Source organism: Amycolatopsis regifaucium (genome assembly GCF_001613935.1).
In the GTDB taxonomy this organism is placed as follows: Bacteria; Actinomycetota; Actinomycetes; order Mycobacteriales; family Pseudonocardiaceae; genus Amycolatopsis; species Amycolatopsis regifaucium.
Window position 1 is genome coordinate 439,917 of the sequence record NZ_LQCI01000052.1, and the last position, 17,356, is coordinate 457,272.

The window sequence follows — 17,356 nt, forward strand, 5'->3', positions numbered from 1 at the left end:
GATCAGGCCGTAAAGTGATCGAGGTGATCGATCCCGCGCACCTGCTGTCCGTCGCCCGCGAAGAGGCCGAACTCGGCAAAGCCGAGGGCGGAGTCCCGATCGGTGCCGCGTTGTTCGACACCGACGGTGTCCTGCTCGGCCGCGGGCACAACCGCCGGGTCCAGGACGGCGACCCGTCGATGCACGCCGAGACCTCCGCGTTCCGGAACGCGGGCAGGCGGCCGCACTACCGGGACACCGTCATGGTCACCACGCTCTCCCCCTGCTGGTACTGCAGTGGGCTGGTACGCCAGTTCGGCATCGGTCGCGTGATCATCGGCGAAGCGGCCACGTTCGAGGGCGGGCACCGGTGGCTGGAGGAGAACGGCGTCGAGATCACCCTCCTCGACGATCCCGCGTGCACCGCGCTGATGACCGCATTCATCCGGGATCATCCGGAACTGTGGTTCGAGGACATCGGGGTTCCGGCCGAAGATTAACCGAGCGGTTCCTCGGTCTCGAAGACCACGGTCCGGTTGCGGCCTGCCGCCTTCGCCGCGCGCAGGGCCTGATCCGCCGCGCCGACGAGCCGGGCGAGTGTTTCGCCGTCCGCGGGATGCGACGAGACGCCGATCGAAACGGTCACCCCGGCGAACAGCGGGTCACCCGGTGCGGTCCCACCCAGTGAGACGGACGTCGACGCGATCCGCAGGCGGATTCGTTCGGCGATGGCATGCGCGTCGAACCGGCTGGTGCCGGGAAGCAGGACGACGAACTCCTCGCCGCCGAACCGGCCGACCAGATCGGCGGCGCGGACCTCCGCGCGCAACGAGTCCGCGACAGCGCGCAGAACGTCGTCGCCGACTTCCCTGCCGTGCTGGTCGTTGAGCCGCGCGAAGCTGTCCAGATCGAGCATGAGCAGCGAGAGATCGCCGCCACGGGTGCGAAGCAGCTCGAACTGGGTGCGGGCACCGTCCAACCAGGACGACGCGGTGAGCAGGCCGGTGCCGGCATCCGTACCCGCGTGGCCACGCAAAGCGCGCATCGTCCCGGCCCGGTGAAGTACCACGAGGGCCCCGGCGAGGACCACGGTGACGAACGGCCAGTCCACCGCCGACCACGCGAGCAGCAGGCCGAACGCGACCATCGCCGCGTCGAAGGCGAACCCCGACGGTTCCGCCCCGAATTCGGCCGCCGGGGCGGCAAGGGCGGCGTCGACGGACAGGAACACCAGACCGGTCGCGAAAGCCAGCGCGAAGCCCTGGAAATCCCTTACCGCGTCGGCGAAGGGGGGCGCGCCGACCAGGATCGGCACCAGCGAAGCCGCGATCGCGGACAACATGGTGGCGGCCACCGCGAAGATCTGGCGATGCGGGAGCCCGCGCCGGATCCGCAGCCAGCGGTAACCGGCCGAGACGACGACGAGCACGGCGGCCAGCGCGGGTGGCAGCAGCAACGCGCCCGCGAAGATCCAGGCGGCGTCCAATCCGGCACCGAGCCGGGTGTCGGCGCGGGAGCGCTCGACGGGCCGCGCGAACTCCGAACTGAGGATCATTCCCGCGAGCAGAGCGGAAAACGGGAGCAGCGACGACACCGCGGGCGGCCGCAGCGCGAAAAGGTAGGTGGTGGCGGCCAAGGCGGCCACGTCGACGAGGAGCAGGTACCCGATCAGACCTCGTCTGGGTAGCTCCCACAGGCTCCAGGCCCCCAGCAGACGGCACGGCGCGGCGAGCCGGTCTCTTCGGCCGCGGCTTCCGGTCGCCATCAGGGAGTCCCCCACCATTTCGGCAAACTAGCCGGTAATCGCGGTGCTGTCGATCCGCTTTCCGGGTCAAGACCCCCTACTAAGGTCGGTCGTTTCCGCCGGGAATCCCGGTGAATTCTTGACAGTCCTCAATGGTCTAGTCCACCGTGAGTGAGCACACAGTGACCTCCCGGTTGATACGCCGCGTCAAGACGGAGGTGCTCCACACCTGCGCGCCTCGTCGCGCGCGTACCAGTTGGAGGACCTATGAAATCCCTACGACGCTGGGCAACACTGGCCACCACCGTCGGCGCCGCTCTCGCCACGGCCGTCGGCCTCGCCCCCGTCGCCTCGGCGGCCTCGGATGCGGTGCTCGCCTCCCCGTATCTGTACCAGTGGTCGGGACAGACGGACCCGATCGCCGCGATGAACGCCACCGGGGTCAAGGCCTTCACCCTCGCGTTCATCCTCTCCGACGGCGGCTGCAACCCGAAGTGGGACGGCAGCCGTTCGCTCACCGGCTCCGACGCCACGATGATCAACAACATCCGGGCCAAGGGCGGCGACGTCATCCCGTCGTTCGGCGGCTGGTCCGGGACGAAGCTCGGCCCGAAGTGCGGCACACCCGCGGCACTCGCCGGCGCGTACCAAAAGGTGATCGACGCCTACAAACTCAAGGCGATCGACCTCGACATCGAGAACACCGACGAATTCGAGAACTACACCGTCCAGGACCGGATCCTGAACGCCGTCAAGATCACGAAGCAGAAGAACCCCGGCCTGCGCGTGGTCATCACCATCCCGACCGAGGTCGGCGGCCCCAACGCGCACGGGAAGCGGCTGATCAACCAGTCGAAGACGCTCGGCGCGGGCGTCGACGCGTGGTCGGTCATGCCGTTCGACTTCTCCAGCGGCGGTGACATGGCGGGCAAGACCCGCAGTGCCGTGGACGGGCTGAAGAACGTCGTGAAGGCCACCTTCGGCCTGAGCGACGACGCGGCCTACCGGCGCAGCGGGCTCTCGTCGATGAACGGGAAGACCGACGTGGCAGGCGAGACCGTCAGCGTCGCCGACTTCCGCGCGATCCGCGACTACGCGGCGAGCAAACATCTCGCCCGCCTGTCGTTCTGGGCGGTGAACCGCGACTGCAACAACTGCGCGGGCATCGCACAGGGCAAGTACGACTACACCAAGATCGTGGCGGGTTACACCGGCTGACTTCCGTTCCCCACCGGTGGTCAGTGAAGGGCCGTCCAGGACTTCGTTCCTGGGCGGCCCTTCGGTCCGCCTAGGACCGCGTCGATCGTGCCCTAGGTGTCCACAGGGGACATTCGGTAGCCAAGTGCCCGCTGTGGTACATGATGGCCTCCTTCCCTACCTTGAGAGTCAATGCCAGGAACTTAAGCCAGCAGGACGGGTGCGATTCAGCCGTATTCGCACTGCTCAGGCGGTCTTTGGAAAGGCTGCAGCCGGATTCGGCGTGGAACGTTTCAGGGAACGGCCCGGATCTAGCGTCGGCTCGGCCGAAGGGATGCCATGAAGGCCTCCTTCCCTACTCTCAGAGTAGGGAAGGAGGCCTTCGCCACCTCAAGAATACGGACCAACCGGACATTTACCCCGGACTACGTCCTTTATGGACAGTTCGAGGATCTCTAGTGCCGCAGCTTAAGTTTCTGGCATTGACCTTGAGAGTAGGGAAGGAGGCCTTCACGGACACGAGCAACCGTGACAGGGCAGTCTGTCAGCGAACGCAGTCCGGCGCGGTGTTCAGCGGGCGTCCCCGCGACCACACGAGGTCCACCGGATGCACCGAACCGTCCGGCGCGATGGACAGGATCGGCAGCGCCTTGTCGAGCTGGTTCCCCGTCGTCTGGTCGAAGGCGACGAACCCGGTGGCGCCGGGCACCGGCGAGTTGCAGTCGATGCTGCGCAGGACGTCCGGCACCGAAACGGGATCCGACGACACGTTCTGCACCGCCGCCTCGACCGCCGCGGCGACCGCGTCGTGTTCGATCATCGCGGCGCCGTCCCACAGTTCCTCCTTGGGGAAACCGTGGGTGCCGGTGAATTCGGCGATGAAGTTGTCGTAGTTCTTCTTGTACGTCGGATACGCCGGATCGGCGGTGAACATGTCCCACTGGTCGGGATAGGCCAGCGCGGTGTAGCGGAGCCGGACGGCGATGTCCTTGTCCAGCGGCAAGGAATTCCCGGCGAGCGTGCTCGCGTCGTCCCCGGTCATCACGGTCACCGAGTCGAGCCCTTCGCAGGCGCCGTCCCCCGCCAGCGCCGCGACGAGTGCGCCCAGGTCGAGTCCGCGCCCGGCGAAGTAGATCAGATCGGGTTTGGCACCGCAGATGTCGTTGTGCCATCTGCTGAACAGCCCCCGCAGGTTGGCCTCGCGCGACTTGTCGGTGAGCGGTTTGACTTCGTACGTCTTGGTGAAGACGACCGGAACCTTCGACGTGCTCTTGAAGGCCTCGGCGAGCGTGGTCGCGTAGGTGTCCTCTTTGCCGACTCCCTGGATCATCATCACGCGGCGGAATCCGTGCGCCGCGATGTACCCGGCGGCGGCGCGCGCCTCGTCGGTGTTGGTCGGGCCCACGCGGAAGAAGTTGTCGATCCGCGCGCCCTTGGGGTCGGTGTTCATGTTGTCCGCGGTGACCGTGGCGCCGATGGACGCGATGCCGTGTTTGGACAACTCGGCGACCAGGGCCCGGCTGTTCTCCGAACTGGTGCCGATGTCGGTGACCGCCACGATCCGCTGGGCGGCGGCCGCGGCGATGATCTCGTCGGCGACGACGCGCCAGTGGTCGGCGTTGCTCCCGTAGTTGGCCAGCAGGAGCCTGATCCCCGGCGGTCCGTTCTTCGGCCAGGCGGCGGTGATCGCGCCCTGGATCTCCCGCCGGACGAACGGGAACGGCTGGCTGTCGACGTTCGGATCCGGGGCGAGGTTCTCCAGCACCACGATGGTCTTGAAGCTCTCGCCCGCCGCGTCGTTGCGGGCCTTGATGAGTTTTTCCAGCGGGTCGAGCGGATCATCCTCCCGCACCGGCCCGGAATCGAGGTTCAGTCCGACGCAGACGTACGACGAGCCGACCGACGCCTCGTCCGCGTCCACCGCGCTCAGCCCGGCGCCACAGGACTCCCACGGCTTGAGCCCCACCAGCACGGCGCCCACCAGTACGACCACGACCGCGATCAGCAGCGCGCGATGACGGTGCGCCCAGCCGCGGGGCCGCACCGGCGGGCCCGTCGCCGCGCGTTCACGGGCACGGGACATACGGGTTCTCAACGCGTCGAGCCAGGACATGACGAGGCTCCGTTCGGGTTCAGGGGAATTCGCCGCGACGGGCGAGGTCTTTGGCCGACACGAGCGCGCCGACGTCGGGGCGATGCGAAGTGGTGGCCAGCGCGGCGAAGGCGTTCGCGATCACCTGGTGCTGGTTCTGCCCGGGAACCGCGAACGGGTTGGCGGCCAGCCTGCCCGCCGCGATGAGCCGGGCGACGTTGTTGCGGATCTCGGACCGATCGGTGGGATGACCTTCGGCGTCGAGGTTGACCAGTTCGTCGTACAGCTCCGCGTGCGGCCGCTCGGGCGGCAGATCGTCCGGCGCGTTCAAGACCAGCTCGAGTTTCGCGACCCACTCCGCGTGCGGGATCCGGTTGAACTCGCGCTCGAAGAAGGTGACCACTTCGCTGATGTCACCCAGCGCGAGGTTGCAGTAGGCCAGGCGCACCGGATCCTGCGCGGTGTCCGGATCGTCGCGCAGCGCCTTGAACTGCCCGGTGTAGCTCGGCCCGGCGCCGTCACCGCGCCGGGCCAGCGCGGACACCAGGTTCGCGGCGATCCACGGATGCAGTGCCGCCTGGTCGTCGGTCGTTCCGGCCGAGTTCTTCGCCGTCACCCACAGCGCGGTCCGCAGTTCGGTCAGGATCCGCCCGACATGCGGCTGGTCGATCCGGCTCTGCGCGGCGTCCGGGATCAGCCAGGGCGCGGTCGCGAACGGGGCCGCGGTCACGAAGTCGTCGATGTGGACGTCGTCGAGATGTTCGGTCAAACCCAGCTCGGTCAGCCTGCGATAACACGGGTCCTGCTCACCGCGTGGGTCGGTGGTGAGCACGTCACGATCGCCTTCCCGCACGTCGCTCGCCCGCAATTGCGCGGCGAGCTGCTCGACCGCCGACGGCAGTCCACCGGTCGCCCGGTGCGCGAGCCCCACCTTCGGGGTCCGCGCGCCGGAATCGAGGACGCGCGCGATCAACCCGATCGGCTGAGGCGCGAGCCGGACCGGGTAATAGGGCGATTCGAGTACACCAGGCCTCGGGTTCGCCCAGTCGTCGTATGAGGCTTCCTCGCAGTCCGCCACCGGCCGGACGGTGCGCGGCGCGCCGGCCGCGGGTTTCCACGGCGCCAGCCAGGCGGTGCCCCAGGCGTCATGCCATCGCCCGCTGGTGGCGATGATCAGCAGCGCGTCATGCGCCTCGCGGTCGTTCGGATGCTGGACGGCGAAGCGTTCCCGTGCCGCGATCAGGTCGGCGAGGAACTCGGTCCCGCCGGCGTGGTCGACGTCGTCGAGCGCGATCACCCAGTTGTGCCAGTGCCTGCGCCGTGGCGAGATGTCGCAGGCGCACGGGCTCTTTTCCTCCGGTTTGGCCAGCCTCGGATGGTTCTCCCGGACGTCACCGAGGAAGGCCGCCATCAGCCATTCGGTGACCGCCTTCGCGTCACGGGCACTGCCGTGGGCGAGCCGGTTGAGTTCGAGTAGCGCGTCGAACGGCGTCCTGCCCTCGGCGTTCGGGAAATCGGCCAGTGACCGCAGAGCCTTGCCGAGCCTCGGCCGGATGTTGCGGACCAGATGCGGGAACGTCTGGCGGAAGACCGCCGCGTACGACGGTTCGACGAGACCGGTCGCCTTCGCGGTCTCGGTCAGCGTGTCGAGCAGCGTGTCCATCGACGGCGTCCAGCGGATCCCGTGGAAGCTGTTGATCAACGCCTTCAGCTGACTCAGGTCTTCGTCACGATTCCGGCCGGATAGTTCTGCCTGAACTGCGATCAGCGCAATGGTGAAACGAACGAACTGCGGTTTCGGGCGATTTCGCCATTTACTCGACAACGAGTAGGCCAGTTTTGTGAGCACGTCGATCGTGCTCGCCCGGTCGCCGTGCCCGAAATCGAACCCGGCGTGCACGACACCCCAGCCCAGGTCCCGGCGGATCGCCTCCAGCGCCGTGGTCTTTCCCGAACCGACCGGCCCGAGCAGCACCGCCACCGGCTGCGGGCGCGAAGGGTTCCCCGTCTCGCGGTTGATCAGCATTCTCCGGGCGAGCAGCACCGCGGGAGAATGTCGGCCCACACTCATTTTTCCTGTTCAGCCCCTAGCAGTGATCCGGAAGGGAAAGAGAGTGCGGACCATCGTAGGTACTGGGCCGGGGCCGGAACACCGGAAAAGTCAGAGCAGACACGAAAGGACGAAATCCGGCAGGAATCGTAATTCTTGATCGACGGTCAGCGATAACGCCGATCACCCGGATGGCGCTACCCGCCCCATTGCGGGAGACGGCCGCCGGGATATCCACCGCGATGGCCGTCGCCGTAGTACCAGTCGTAGTAGTCCCAATAATCCTGCTGGCGCTGCTCGGCGCGGGGATCCCGCTGTTGCTCGGGAGGCGCGACGGGCGTCGGCGTGGGAGACGGCGTCTCCGAACCGTGCATCGACGCTGTCAGCGGCGGCGGAGGCGCGACACGGCCGCCCGATGGGCCGGACGGGACAGGCGAAGGCACCGCGTCGCCGGGGGCCTCGACCGCCTGCGGGGCGATGGTCAGCGACGGCGGCGGGATCGGCATCCCCGGGATGACCTCGGCGGAGTCGGCCGGAACGAGCAGCACGGCCAGCAGGCCGCCGACGAAGAGACCGCCCGCGGAAAGCGCGGAGATCCACCGGAGCTTCCCGCTGCCCACGGCTTCCGGAGCCCGGTGCTTCGGCCCGCGCGGCCCCCGGCGACGGGGTGCCGCGCCGGCTTCCCGCATCAATTCGCTCAGGGCGTCCCCACCGTCGACGCGGCGAGCCGTGCGTGCCATCGGCATCTCCAAACCCCGGTCCGTCGCGTAGCGCGACGGCCTCATCCCGGGGTGGATCCTAGGAACACGGCGGCCGGTTGTAAACGGTGTCGTCCATAGCGGACAGACGATCCGGCCGAGCGGTCAGGCGGCGGCCGTGACGGCCAGCGCGGCCTCGCCCGCCTCGGTCAGCTCGGCGGGCACCCGGCCGGTGACGGCGGAGAGGCCGGTGGACTCGGCGGGACGGATGTAGCCACCGTGCGCGAGGGCGTGCGCGGTCATCTGATCGCAACAGGCGAACCCGTCGATGAAGAGATCCGGCTCGCAGCTGCACGACATCTGCGCGCGGCGGGCCGCGACCGCTCGCAGCATCGCCATGGCTCGATGGGACAGTTCGACCTCTGAACCGGACACCGGTCTGGACCTCTCTCGATCAGCCACCTGAATCAGCAGCACTTACACCGTGTTATCGGCCGCTGCTCCATCAGTGTTAACAAGTTCTCAGACGTTGTCGGTGACTTCTTGGTTCCGTGAGCTTTTCGTGCTCTTCGCGGGTGCCAGGGTCGGTTCCAGTACCCGCGCCCACTGGGCGACGATCTGCTTGCGGCGCTTCGTGTCGTCGGTCAGCAGATTCGCCAGGCCCAGGCCGCGGGCGAGATCGAGAGTGGCCTGGACCAGCTCACGGACGCCCTGGTGGGACTCGTCGACGCCGAGGAGTTCGACGGTCACCCGGTGCGCCTCCCGGCCGACGCGCGCCTCCAGCGGCACCAGGGTCGCGCGCAACGCCTCGTCGGTCGACGCCGCGACCCAGAGGTGGAGCGCGGCGCGGAACATCGGCCCGCTGTAGAGATTGAGCACCATGTCGACGGCCCGTTCGATCCGCGACCGTCCGGACGGCAGCTCGGCCGCCCGGGAGCGCAGTTCCACGATCTGGATCTCGCCCACATGTTCGACCGCCGCCGCGACCAGGTCCTCCCTCGCCGGGAAGTGATGCTGCGCGGCACCGCGTGAGACCCCGGCGCGTTCGGCGATCACCGCGACGGTGGTCCCGTTCCAGCCCAGCTCACCGATGGTCTCGACGGCGGCCTCGACCAGCCGCCGCCGGGTCGTGCGGCTGCGCTCCTGCTGCGGTTCGCGGATCATGGCCGTGATTCTCGCCTTCCGTGTGGGCTCGTGAGTGGTAGTGACGGTCGGACCCGCCACTACCACTCACGAGTCAGTACGACCGAGGCAGGCCGAGGCTGTGCTGGCCGACGAAGTTGAGCACCATCTCGCGGCTCACCGGCGCGATCCGGCCCAGCCGGACGGCGGTGACCAGCGTGCCCAGCCCGTATTCGCTGGCGAGGCCGTTGCCGCCGTGGGTCTGCACGGCCTGGTCGACCGCGCGGATGGCGACCTCGGCGGCGGCGTACTTCGCCATGTTCGCCGACTCGCCCGCGCCGAAGTCGTCGCCGGAGTCGTAGAGCGACGCCGCCTTCTGCGTCATCAGCTTGGCCAGTTCCAATTCGATCTTGATCTCGGCCAGCGGATGCGCCAGCCCCTGGTGGGAGCCGATCGGGACGCCGCCCCACACCTTGCGCTCGTTGGCGTAGGCGACGGCCTTGCCCAGCGCGTAGCGGGCGATGCCGAGTGAGAACGAGGCGCCCATGATGCGTTCCGGGTTGAGCCCGGCGAACAGCTGCGCGATCGCCGCGTCCTCCTCGCCGACCAGCGCCTCGGCGGGCAGGTGGACGTCGTCGAGGAACAGGCCGAACTGCTTCTCCGGCGAGATGATGTCCATCTCGATCTGCTGGTACTCGAAGCCGGGCGCGTCGGTCGGGACGGTGAACAGCGCGGGCTTGAGCTTGCCGGTCTTCGCGTCCTCGGTGCGGCCGACGACCAGGACGGCGTCCGCCTCGTCGACGCCGGAGATGTAGACCTTCCGTCCACTGAGGACCCAGCCGTCACCGTCGCGTTTCGCGGTGGTGGTGATCTTGTGCGAGTTCGACCCGGCGTCGGGTTCGGTGATCGCGAAGACCATCCGCCGGGTGCCGTCCGCGATACCGGGCAGCCAGCGCTTCTTCTGCTCGTCGGTGCCGAAGCGGGAGATGACCGTGCCGCAGATCGCCGGCGAGACGACCATCAGCAGCAGCGGGCTACCCGCCGCGGCGAGTTCTTCGAGTACCGCGGCGAGATCCGCGATACCCGCTCCTCCGCCGCCGTACTCCTCGGGCAGGTTCACGCCGAGGTAGCCCAGCCGTCCGGCCTCGGACCAGAGTTCTTCGGTCTTGAGCCCGGCGCGGGCTTGTTTGGCGTAGTACTCGTGCCCGTACTTCTTGCCGAGTTCGGCGACCGCCGCCCGCAGCGCGACGCGCTCCTCGGGCTCGGTGAAGTTCATCGCGTTCATTCGTTCTCTCCTACCACCGCGAGGATCGTGCCCACTTCGACCTGCTGTCCGACGACCACCGGGAGTTCGGTCACGACGCCGTCGGCCGGCGCCGCGATCCGGTGTTCCATCTTCATCGCTTCCAGCCACAGCAACGGATCACCGGTCTTGACCGGGTCTCCGATCTCGACCGCGAGCCGGACGACCGTGCCCGGCATCGGCGCCACGAGCGAACCGGCGGCGAGCGCCGCGTCCGGATCGGTGTACCTCGGCACCACGCTCAGTTCGACGGCGCCTTCCGGCGAATCGACGTACACCGTGTCGCCGTACCGGGCGACGGCGAACTTCCGCCGCACCCCGGAGACTTCCAGTACCACGCCGTCGCTCTCGGCGGAAACCAGTTCGACGCCTTCGAACCCGTCGGCGCGCAGGCCGTCACGGCCGAGGGTGTAGACCACCTCGATCTCGTCGTCGCCTTGGCGAAAACGTTTGCGCTGCCCTTGGGAACGGACGTTGCGCCAGCCACTCGGCAGTCGTCGCTGCACCTGGGCGCCCTCGCGGTTCGCGGCGGCGCCCGCCAAGGCGGCGGCCAGTGCGGAAATCCGTACGGTGTCCGCTGTGGCCAGTGGACGTGCCAGGGTTTCCAGGCCGTGCCGGTCGAAGAAGGCCGTGTCGGTCTCGCCCGCCAGGAAGGCCTCGTGCCGGAGTACGTTCACCAGCAGGTCGCGGTTGGTGACCACGCCGTGGATCTCGGCGCCCGCCAGGGCGCTGGCCAGCGCCCGCGCCGCGCTCGGGCGGTCCGGGGCGAAGGCGATCACCTTGGCGAGCATCGGATCGTAGTGCACACCTACGGTCTGGCCGCTGACGAAACCGGAGTCGAGCCGCACCCCGGGGCCGACCTCGAACTCCCGTCGCGCGGCGGGAACCTCGAACCGGTGCAGGGTGCCGCTCTGCGGCTGCCAGCCTGCCGAGGGGTCCTCGGCGTAGAGCCGGACCTCGATCGCGTGCCCCCGCGCCTGCGGCTCGGCGATCGGGAGGTGCTCGCCCTCGGCGATCCGCAGTTGCAGCGCGACGAGGTCGAGACCGGTGGTGGCTTCGGTGACCGGATGCTCCACCTGCAGGCGGGTGTTCATCTCCAGGAAGTAGAACCGCCCGTCCGGTCCGGCCAGGAACTCGACCGTTCCGGCGCCGACGTAGTCGATCGCCTGCGCGGCCTTGCGCGCCGCGTCGAACAACGCCGCCCGCATGGCTTCGTCGACGAACGGGGACGGCGCTTCTTCGACGACCTTCTGGTGGCGGCGCTGGATCGAGCATTCCCGCTCCCCCACCGCCCACACCGTGCCATGGGTGTCGGCGAGTACCTGGACCTCGATATGCCGCCCGGTCTCCAGGTACCGCTCGCAGAACACGGTCGGGTCGCCGAAGGCCGACGCGGCCTCCGCGCTCGCGCCTTCGACGGCCTCGGCGAGTTCGCCGAGGGAGCGCACGACGCGCATCCCGCGCCCGCCACCTCCGGCGGATGCCTTGACCAGCAAGGGAAGGTCGGCTTCGGTGACTTCGGCCGGGTCCAATTCGGACAGGATCGGCACCCCGGCGCCGGCCATCATCCGCTTGGACTCGACCTTGGAGCCCATGCTCTCGATGGCTTCCGGCGGCGGCCCGACCCAGGTCAGCCCGGCGTCGATCACGGCGCGGGCGAACCCGGCGTTCTCGGACAGGAACCCGTATCCGGGGTGGATCGCGTCGGCGCCGGTCTCGACGGCCGCCTTGATCAGCAGTGCGGCGCGGAGGTAGGTGTCGGACGGTGCGTTGCCCGGCAGCCGGACGGCGACGTCGGCCTCGGCGGCGTGCGGGGCTTCGGCGTCCGCGTCGGAGAACACCGCGACCGTGCCGATCCCGGCGTCACGGCAGGTGCGGAACACGCGGCGGGCGATCTCCCCGCGGTTGGCGACCAGAAGTTTCTCGATCATCCCGCTCACATCCTGAAGACGCCGAAGCCCTCGGCGCCCTTCACTGGTCCATTGTGGATCACGGACAGGCTGAGCCCGAGCACCGTGCGAGTGTCGCGGGGATCGATGATCCCGTCGTCGTAGAGCATCCCGGAGAGGAACATCGGCATCGACTCCGCCTCGATCTGCCCTTCCACCATGGCGCGCATGGCGGCGTCGTGTTCCTCGTTGTAGTCCTGGCCACGCGAGACCGCGGCGGCGCGGGCCACAATGGACAGTACGCCCGCGAGCTGCTGCGGCCCCATGACCGCGGATTTCGCACTGGGCCAGGCGAACAGGAACCTCGGGTCGTAGGCGCGGCCGCACATGCCGTAGTGCCCGGCACCGTACGAGGCACCCATGAGCACCGACAGATGCGGCACCTTGGAATTCGACACGGCGTTGATCATCATCGCGCCGTGTTTGATGATGCCGCTCTGCTCGTACTCCTTGCCGACCATGTAGCCGGTGGTGTTGTGCAGGAAGACCAGCGGGGTGTCGATCTGGTTGGCCAGCTGGATGAACTGCGCCGCCTTCTGCGACTCCTCACCGAAGAGCACGCCCTGTGCGTTGGCGAGGATGCCGACCGGGTAACCGTGAATACTCGCCCAGCCGGTGGCGAGACTGCTGCCGTACAAGGGTTTGAACTCGTCGAAGTCCGAACCGTCGGCGACCCGGGCGATCACCTCGCGCGGGTCGAACGGCACCTTGAGGTCGGCGGGCACGATGCCGAGCAGGTCCTCGGCGGAGTACAACGGCTCCGCGTAGTCCGGTTTCGGCGTCGGCCCCTGCTTGCTCCAGTTCAGCCGCTTGACGATACCGCGGCCGAGCCGGATGGCGTCCTCTTCGTCCGCCGCGAGGTAGTCGGCGAGTCCGGAGGTCCGGGCGTGCATCTCGGCACCGCCGAGTGATTCGTCGTCGGACTCTTCACCGGTGGCCATCTTGACCAGCGGCGGCCCGCCGAGGAACACCTTGGCACGTTCCTTGACCATCACGACGTAGTCCGACATGCCGGGCAGGTACGCGCCACCGGCGGTGGAGTTGCCGAACACCAGCGCGATCGTGGGCACCTTCGCCGCCGAAGACCGCGTGATGTCGCGGAAGATCCGGCCGCCGGGGATGAAGATCTCCTTCTGCGTCGGCAGATCCGCGCCGCCGGACTCGACGAGGTTGATCACCGGCAGGCGGTTCTGCGCGGCGATGTCCGCGGCGCGGTAGCTCTTCTTCGCCGTCCACGGGTTGCTCGCCCCGCCTTTGACCGTGGGGTCGCTCGCCGAGATCATGCACTCGACGCCTTCGACCACGCCGATCCCGGTGATCACGCTGGCACCGACCTGGTAGTCCGAACCCCAGGCGGCCAGCGGCGAAAGTTCCAGGAAGGGCGAGTCCTCGTCGAGGAGGAGCTCGATCCGCTCGCGGGCGAGCAGCTTGCCGCGTTTGCGGTGCCGGGTGACGTACTTCTCGCCGCCACCCGCGATGGCCTTGGCGTGCTCGGTGTCGATCTCGGCGAGTTTGCCGAGCATGGACTCGCGGTTGGCGGCGAATTCCTCGCTCCGCGTGTCCACAGTGGACCTCAAGGTGCTCATGCGGTGTATCCCAATCGCTTCGCGGCCAAGCCGGTGAGGATCTCGTTCGTGCCACCGCCGATGCCGAGGATGCGCACGTCACGGTAGTGACGCTCGACTTCGGCCTCGCGCATGTAGCCGAGGCCGCCGTGCAGCTGCACGGCCTCGTTGACCACCCATTCGGCGGTCTCGACGGCGGTGTTCTTCGCGAAACAGGCTTCGGCGATGACCTCTTCGCCCGCCACGTGGCGCTGGGCGACCTGCCGGGTGTACGTCCGGGCGACATCGATCTTGCGGGCCATCTCGGTGAGCTTGTGCTGCACCAGCTGACGGGAGATCAGCGGACGGCCGAACGTCTCGCGCAGGCGGCACCAGTCCAGCGTCAGGTCCAGCGCGCGTTGCGCGTGCGCGTATCCCTGCACGGCGAGCGAAACCCGCTCGGTGACGAACTGTGTCGCCACCTGGGCGAACCCGCTGTTCTCGGCACCGATCAGGTTTTCGGCGGGCACGCGTACGTCCACATAGGACAACTCCGCGGTGTCCGAGCAGAGCCAGCCCATCTTCTCCAGCTTGCGGGACACGGTGAAACCGGGGGTACCGCGTTCGACGACGATGAGCGAGATCCCGTGTGCGCCGGATTCGCCGGTGCGCACCACGGTGGTCACGAAGTCCGCGCGGCAGCCCGAGGTGATGAAGGTCTTGGCGCCGTTGATGACGTACTCGTCACCTTCACGCACGGCCGTCGTGCGGATTCCGGCGACGTCGGAGCCGCCGTCGGGTTCGGTGACCGCGAGCGAGCCGATCTTGGCGCCTTCCAGCGTCGGCCGGACCCATCGTTCGATCTGTACCGGATCGCCGGCCGCAGCGATGTGCGGGACGGCGATGCCGCAGGTGAACAACGAGGCGAACAATCCGCCGGAACCACCCGCGTAGTGCAGTTCCTCGGCGATGACCACCGCGTCGAGATAGTCGCCGCCCCCGCCACCGACCTCCTCGGGGAAGCCGACGCCGAGCAAGCCGAGCTCGCCGGCCTTGCGGTGCAGATCGCGGGGCAGTTCGCCCTCGCGCTCCCAGTCGTCGAGGTACGGCAGGATCTCGGTTTCGGCGAAGCGCCGGACCGTCTCGCGCAGTTCGACGCGTTCCGGCGTGGTGAAGGGGTCGGTCACAGGAGAGCCTCCGGGATGTCGATCTCGCGCGAGCGCAGCCATTCCCCGAGGGCCTTCGCCTGCGGGTCGAACCGCGCCTGCGACGCGACCCCCTCACCGAGAATGCCTTCGACGACGAAGTTGAGCGCCCGCAGATTCGGCAGAAGATGACGCCGGACCTCCAGCTCCGCGGTCTCCGGGAGCAGCAGCTTGAATTCGGTGACGGTGAGCCGGTGCGCGAGCCAGCGCCACGCCTCGTCGGACCGCGCCCAGACGCCGACGTTCGCGCTGCCGCCCTTGTCCCCGCTGCGGGCGCCGATCACCTTGCCGAGCGGCGCCCGGCGGACCCGCGCCTGGGGGTAAGGAGCGGGCAGACCGTATTCGTCCACATCGGACAAAACCTGCGTCTCGGTGGCTTGCGCGATGTCGCGGCGCGAACCGTCCGGCAGGACGGCGACGTGCGGAACCTTTCGCGCGTCGACGAAAGCGGCCCGGTAGACACCGTAGGGCGAGGCCGCCGCCGGTGGCGCGGTGACATGGAAGCCGGGATAGCTGGCCAGCGCGAGTTCGATCGCCGCGCCGCTGAACGCCCGCCCGGCGACCTCCGGGTCGGCGTCCTTCACCGCGACGTGCAGGAGAGCGCTCGCCTGCTGTTCGGTTTCGGCGTCCGCGTGGTCGGTGCGGGCCAGTGTCCAGCGGATCTCCGACGGCGGCCGCGCCTTGAGCGCGCCTTCGAGTTGTTCCTTGACCAGCGTGGCTTTCGCTTCGATGTCCAGTCCGGTGAGGACGAACGTCGTCTCGTTGCGGAAGCCGCCGAGCCCGTTCAGGCAGACCTTGAGCGTCGGTGGCGGTGGTTCACCGGTGACACCGCTGATCCGGACGCGATCCGGGCCGTCCTCGGTCAGGGTCAGCGTATCGAACCGTGCCGTGACGTCCGGACCGGCGTAGCGGGCGCCGGTGATCTCGTAGAGCAGTTGCGCCGTAACGGTTCCGGCGTTGACGACACCACCGGTGCCGGGGTGTTTGGTGATCACGCTGGAACCGTCCGCGGAGATCTCGGCGATCGGGAATCCCGGGACGCCGATCTCGTGTTCGGTGAAGAACGCGTAATTGCCGCCGGTGGCCTGCGCGCCGCATTCGATCACGTGCCCGGCCACCACCGCGCCGGCGAGCGAGTCGTAGTCGTCACGTGCCCAGCCGAAGTGCGCGGCGGCCGGGCCGACGATCACCGACGCGTCGGTGACGCGCCCGGTCACCACGATGTCGGCACCCGCGGTCAGGCATTCCGCGATCCCCCACGCGCCGAGATAGGCGTTGGCGGTCAACGTCTTGCCGAAGCCGAGTTCTTCGGCGCGCTGGAGCAGATCGTCGCCCTCGACGTGCGCGACAGCGACGTCGACACCGAGTTTCGCGGCCAGTTCGCGCAGTGCGTCCGCGAGTCCGGCGGGGTTGAGCCCACCGGCGTTCGCGACGACCTTGACGTCCTTTTCCTTGGCCAGCGCCAGATTCTCCTCCATCTGACGGAGGAACGTCTTGGCGTAACCGCGGTTCGGGTCCTTCATCCGGTCCCGGCCGAGGATGAGCATGGTCAGCTCGGCGAGGTAGTCGCCGGTCAGCACGTCGAGCGGGCCACCGGTGAGCATCTCGCGGACGGCGGAGAACCGGTCGCCGTAGAACCCGGACGCGTTGCCGATCCTGATCGGGGTCATGCGAACTGCCCCGGCCGCCTGCCCGCACCGGGAGGCCCGGCGAAGGCCTGCGCCAGCCCGAGCCATTCCTCGACGTCCTTGCCGGTGGCGCCCAGATCGGTGTCGGCGGGATGACGCCGCTGGGTCACCACGAGACAGAAGTCGACGGCGCTGCCGGTGAGTCGCTGCTCGGCGTCCTCCGGCCCGAAGGCCCAGGTGGCGCCGTCGGGCGCGGTCAGCTCGACCCGGAACTCCTCGGACGGCGGAGCGAGCGAGTTGAGTTTGTAGGCGAAATCGCGGGTCCGCGTACCGAAGCGGGCGATATGCCAGAGTCTGTCCGTGTTCTCGTGTTGGACGCCGAGCGCGTCGTAGATGTCCTGGCCGTGGGCCCACGTTTCCATGAGGCGCGCCGTCACCATGGACGCCGCGCTCATCGGCGGGCCGTACCAAGGGATCTTCTGTCCGTCGGGGACGGCGGCGAGTGCCTCGGCGAGCTCCGCGCGACCCGCCCGCCATTCGGCCAGCAGCTCGCGGGGAGGTTTCTTCGCCCCTTCTTCGGCGCCCTTGTCGACGTAGGTCTCCCCCGTCGCGAGCAGCCCTTCGATCTCGGCCTGCCAGTCGGCCTCGGAGCCGCGCGCCGCGATGAGCGCCTTCTTGTCCGTCCAGGCCAGATGAGCGATCTGATGGGCGATCGTCCAGCCTTCGGCCGGGGTCTGCCGCGCCCAGTCCGACGCGGGCAGTTCCGCCACCACGTCGTCGATGGCCTGCGATTCCGCCGCGAGATCCCCAAGGATCACGCCAAGGTCAGCCATGCCCGCCTCCTC

14 protein-coding genes are annotated in these 17,356 nt (G+C 68.6%); 2 read left to right on the forward strand and 12 right to left on the reverse strand.

The annotated features are described in order from the left end of the window. Positions 1-14 precede the first annotated feature (14 nt). Positions 15-479: a nucleoside deaminase gene (locus AVL48_RS37630; RefSeq protein ID WP_177242270.1), complete on the forward strand. Its 465-nt coding sequence runs from the start codon at positions 15-17 to the stop codon at positions 477-479. On the opposite strand, the gene AVL48_RS37635 is transcribed toward AVL48_RS37630, so the two are convergent. Next, positions 476-1,762 carry a GGDEF domain-containing protein gene (locus AVL48_RS37635; RefSeq protein WP_061980751.1) on the reverse strand — a complete coding sequence of 429 codons (1,287 nt, stop codon included), beginning with the start codon at positions 1,760-1,762 and terminating at the stop codon, positions 476-478. The genes AVL48_RS37630 and AVL48_RS37635 overlap by 4 nt on opposite strands. Before the next feature lie 228 nt (positions 1,763-1,990). On the opposite strand from AVL48_RS37635, the gene AVL48_RS37640 reads away from it, so the two are divergent. Continuing rightward, positions 1,991-2,941: a chitinase gene (locus AVL48_RS37640; protein WP_061980750.1), complete on the forward strand. Its 951-nt coding sequence runs from the start codon at positions 1,991-1,993 to the stop codon at positions 2,939-2,941. 523 nt (positions 2,942-3,464) lie between these two features. Here AVL48_RS37640 and AVL48_RS37645 read toward each other — a convergent pair. From AVL48_RS37645 to AVL48_RS37695, 11 genes are all read right to left on the reverse strand, one after another. After that, positions 3,465-5,033, reverse strand: coding sequence for an ABC transporter substrate-binding protein (locus tag AVL48_RS37645; protein WP_244162457.1), 1,569 nt, complete (start codon positions 5,031-5,033; stop codon positions 3,465-3,467). Between the two features lie 19 nt (positions 5,034-5,052). Then, a complete protein-coding gene (locus tag AVL48_RS37650) occupies positions 5,053-7,083 on the reverse strand; it encodes a hypothetical protein (RefSeq protein WP_244162458.1) in 2,031 nt (676 codons plus the stop codon). A gap of 176 nt (positions 7,084-7,259) precedes the next feature. Continuing rightward, on the reverse strand, positions 7,260-7,802 hold the full coding sequence (locus AVL48_RS37655; protein WP_244162459.1) for a hypothetical protein: 543 nt from the start codon (positions 7,800-7,802) through the stop codon (positions 7,260-7,262). Positions 7,803-7,925: 123 nt separating this feature from the next. Further along, the gene (locus AVL48_RS37660) at positions 7,926-8,195 is read right to left on the reverse strand and encodes a hypothetical protein (RefSeq protein ID WP_037321108.1); all 270 of its coding nucleotides are present in this window, start codon (positions 8,193-8,195) and stop codon (positions 7,926-7,928) included. An 87-nt stretch (positions 8,196-8,282) separates the two neighbouring features. After that, positions 8,283-8,924: a TetR/AcrR family transcriptional regulator gene (locus AVL48_RS37665; RefSeq protein ID WP_061980748.1), complete on the reverse strand. Its 642-nt coding sequence runs from the start codon at positions 8,922-8,924 to the stop codon at positions 8,283-8,285. 73 nt (positions 8,925-8,997) lie between these two features. Then, a complete protein-coding gene (locus AVL48_RS37670; protein ID WP_082857895.1) occupies positions 8,998-10,167 on the reverse strand; it encodes an acyl-CoA dehydrogenase family protein in 1,170 nt (389 codons plus the stop codon). Then, positions 10,164-12,116 carry an acetyl/propionyl/methylcrotonyl-CoA carboxylase subunit alpha gene (locus tag AVL48_RS37675; protein ID WP_061980747.1) on the reverse strand — a complete coding sequence of 651 codons (1,953 nt, stop codon included), beginning with the start codon at positions 12,114-12,116 and terminating at the stop codon, positions 10,164-10,166. Before AVL48_RS37675 ends, AVL48_RS37670 begins: the two co-directional genes overlap by 4 nt. Before the next feature lie 5 nt (positions 12,117-12,121). Continuing rightward, on the reverse strand, positions 12,122-13,720 hold the full coding sequence (locus AVL48_RS37680) for an acyl-CoA carboxylase subunit beta (protein ID WP_061980746.1): 1,599 nt from the start codon (positions 13,718-13,720) through the stop codon (positions 12,122-12,124). Beyond that, positions 13,717-14,865, reverse strand: coding sequence for an acyl-CoA dehydrogenase family protein (locus tag AVL48_RS37685; RefSeq protein ID WP_061980745.1), 1,149 nt, complete (start codon positions 14,863-14,865; stop codon positions 13,717-13,719). Before AVL48_RS37685 ends, AVL48_RS37680 begins: the two co-directional genes overlap by 4 nt. Beyond that, positions 14,862-16,553 carry an acyclic terpene utilization AtuA family protein gene (locus AVL48_RS37690; RefSeq protein ID WP_061980744.1) on the reverse strand — a complete coding sequence of 564 codons (1,692 nt, stop codon included), beginning with the start codon at positions 16,551-16,553 and terminating at the stop codon, positions 14,862-14,864. The genes AVL48_RS37685 and AVL48_RS37690 overlap by 4 nt, the downstream gene beginning before the upstream one ends. After that, the gene (locus AVL48_RS37695) at positions 16,550-17,344 is read right to left on the reverse strand and encodes a TIGR03084 family metal-binding protein (protein WP_061980743.1); all 795 of its coding nucleotides are present in this window, start codon (positions 17,342-17,344) and stop codon (positions 16,550-16,552) included. The genes AVL48_RS37690 and AVL48_RS37695 overlap by 4 nt, the downstream gene beginning before the upstream one ends. Between the last annotated feature and the right edge of the window lie 12 nt (positions 17,345-17,356).

Excerpts from the sequence above, each read along its gene's own strand:
- AVL48_RS37670 (WP_082857895.1), bottom strand. The coding sequence starts at position 10,167 with ATGAACGCGATGAACTTCACCGAGCCCGAGGAGCGCGTCGCGCTGCGG.
- AVL48_RS37645 (WP_244162457.1), bottom strand. The coding sequence starts at position 5,033 with ATGTCCTGGCTCGACGCGTTGAGAACCCGTATGTCCCGTGCCCGTGAA.
- AVL48_RS37650 (WP_244162458.1), bottom strand. The coding sequence starts at position 7,083 with ATGAGTGTGGGCCGACATTCTCCCGCGGTGCTGCTCGCCCGGAGAATG.
- AVL48_RS37695 (WP_061980743.1), bottom strand. The coding sequence starts at position 17,344 with ATGGCTGACCTTGGCGTGATCCTTGGGGATCTCGCGGCGGAATCGCAG.
- AVL48_RS37665 (WP_061980748.1), bottom strand. The coding sequence starts at position 8,924 with ATGATCCGCGAACCGCAGCAGGAGCGCAGCCGCACGACCCGGCGGCGG.
- AVL48_RS37635 (WP_061980751.1), bottom strand. The coding sequence starts at position 1,762 with ATGGTGGGGGACTCCCTGATGGCGACCGGAAGCCGCGGCCGAAGAGAC.
- AVL48_RS37655 (WP_244162459.1), bottom strand. The coding sequence starts at position 7,802 with ATGGCACGCACGGCTCGCCGCGTCGACGGTGGGGACGCCCTGAGCGAA.
- AVL48_RS37690 (WP_061980744.1), bottom strand. The coding sequence starts at position 16,553 with ATGACCCCGATCAGGATCGGCAACGCGTCCGGGTTCTACGGCGACCGG.
- AVL48_RS37680 (WP_061980746.1), bottom strand. The coding sequence starts at position 13,720 with ATGAGCACCTTGAGGTCCACTGTGGACACGCGGAGCGAGGAATTCGCC.
- AVL48_RS37640 (WP_061980750.1), top strand. The coding sequence starts at position 1,991 with ATGAAATCCCTACGACGCTGGGCAACACTGGCCACCACCGTCGGCGCC.
- AVL48_RS37675 (WP_061980747.1), bottom strand. The coding sequence starts at position 12,116 with ATGATCGAGAAACTTCTGGTCGCCAACCGCGGGGAGATCGCCCGCCGC.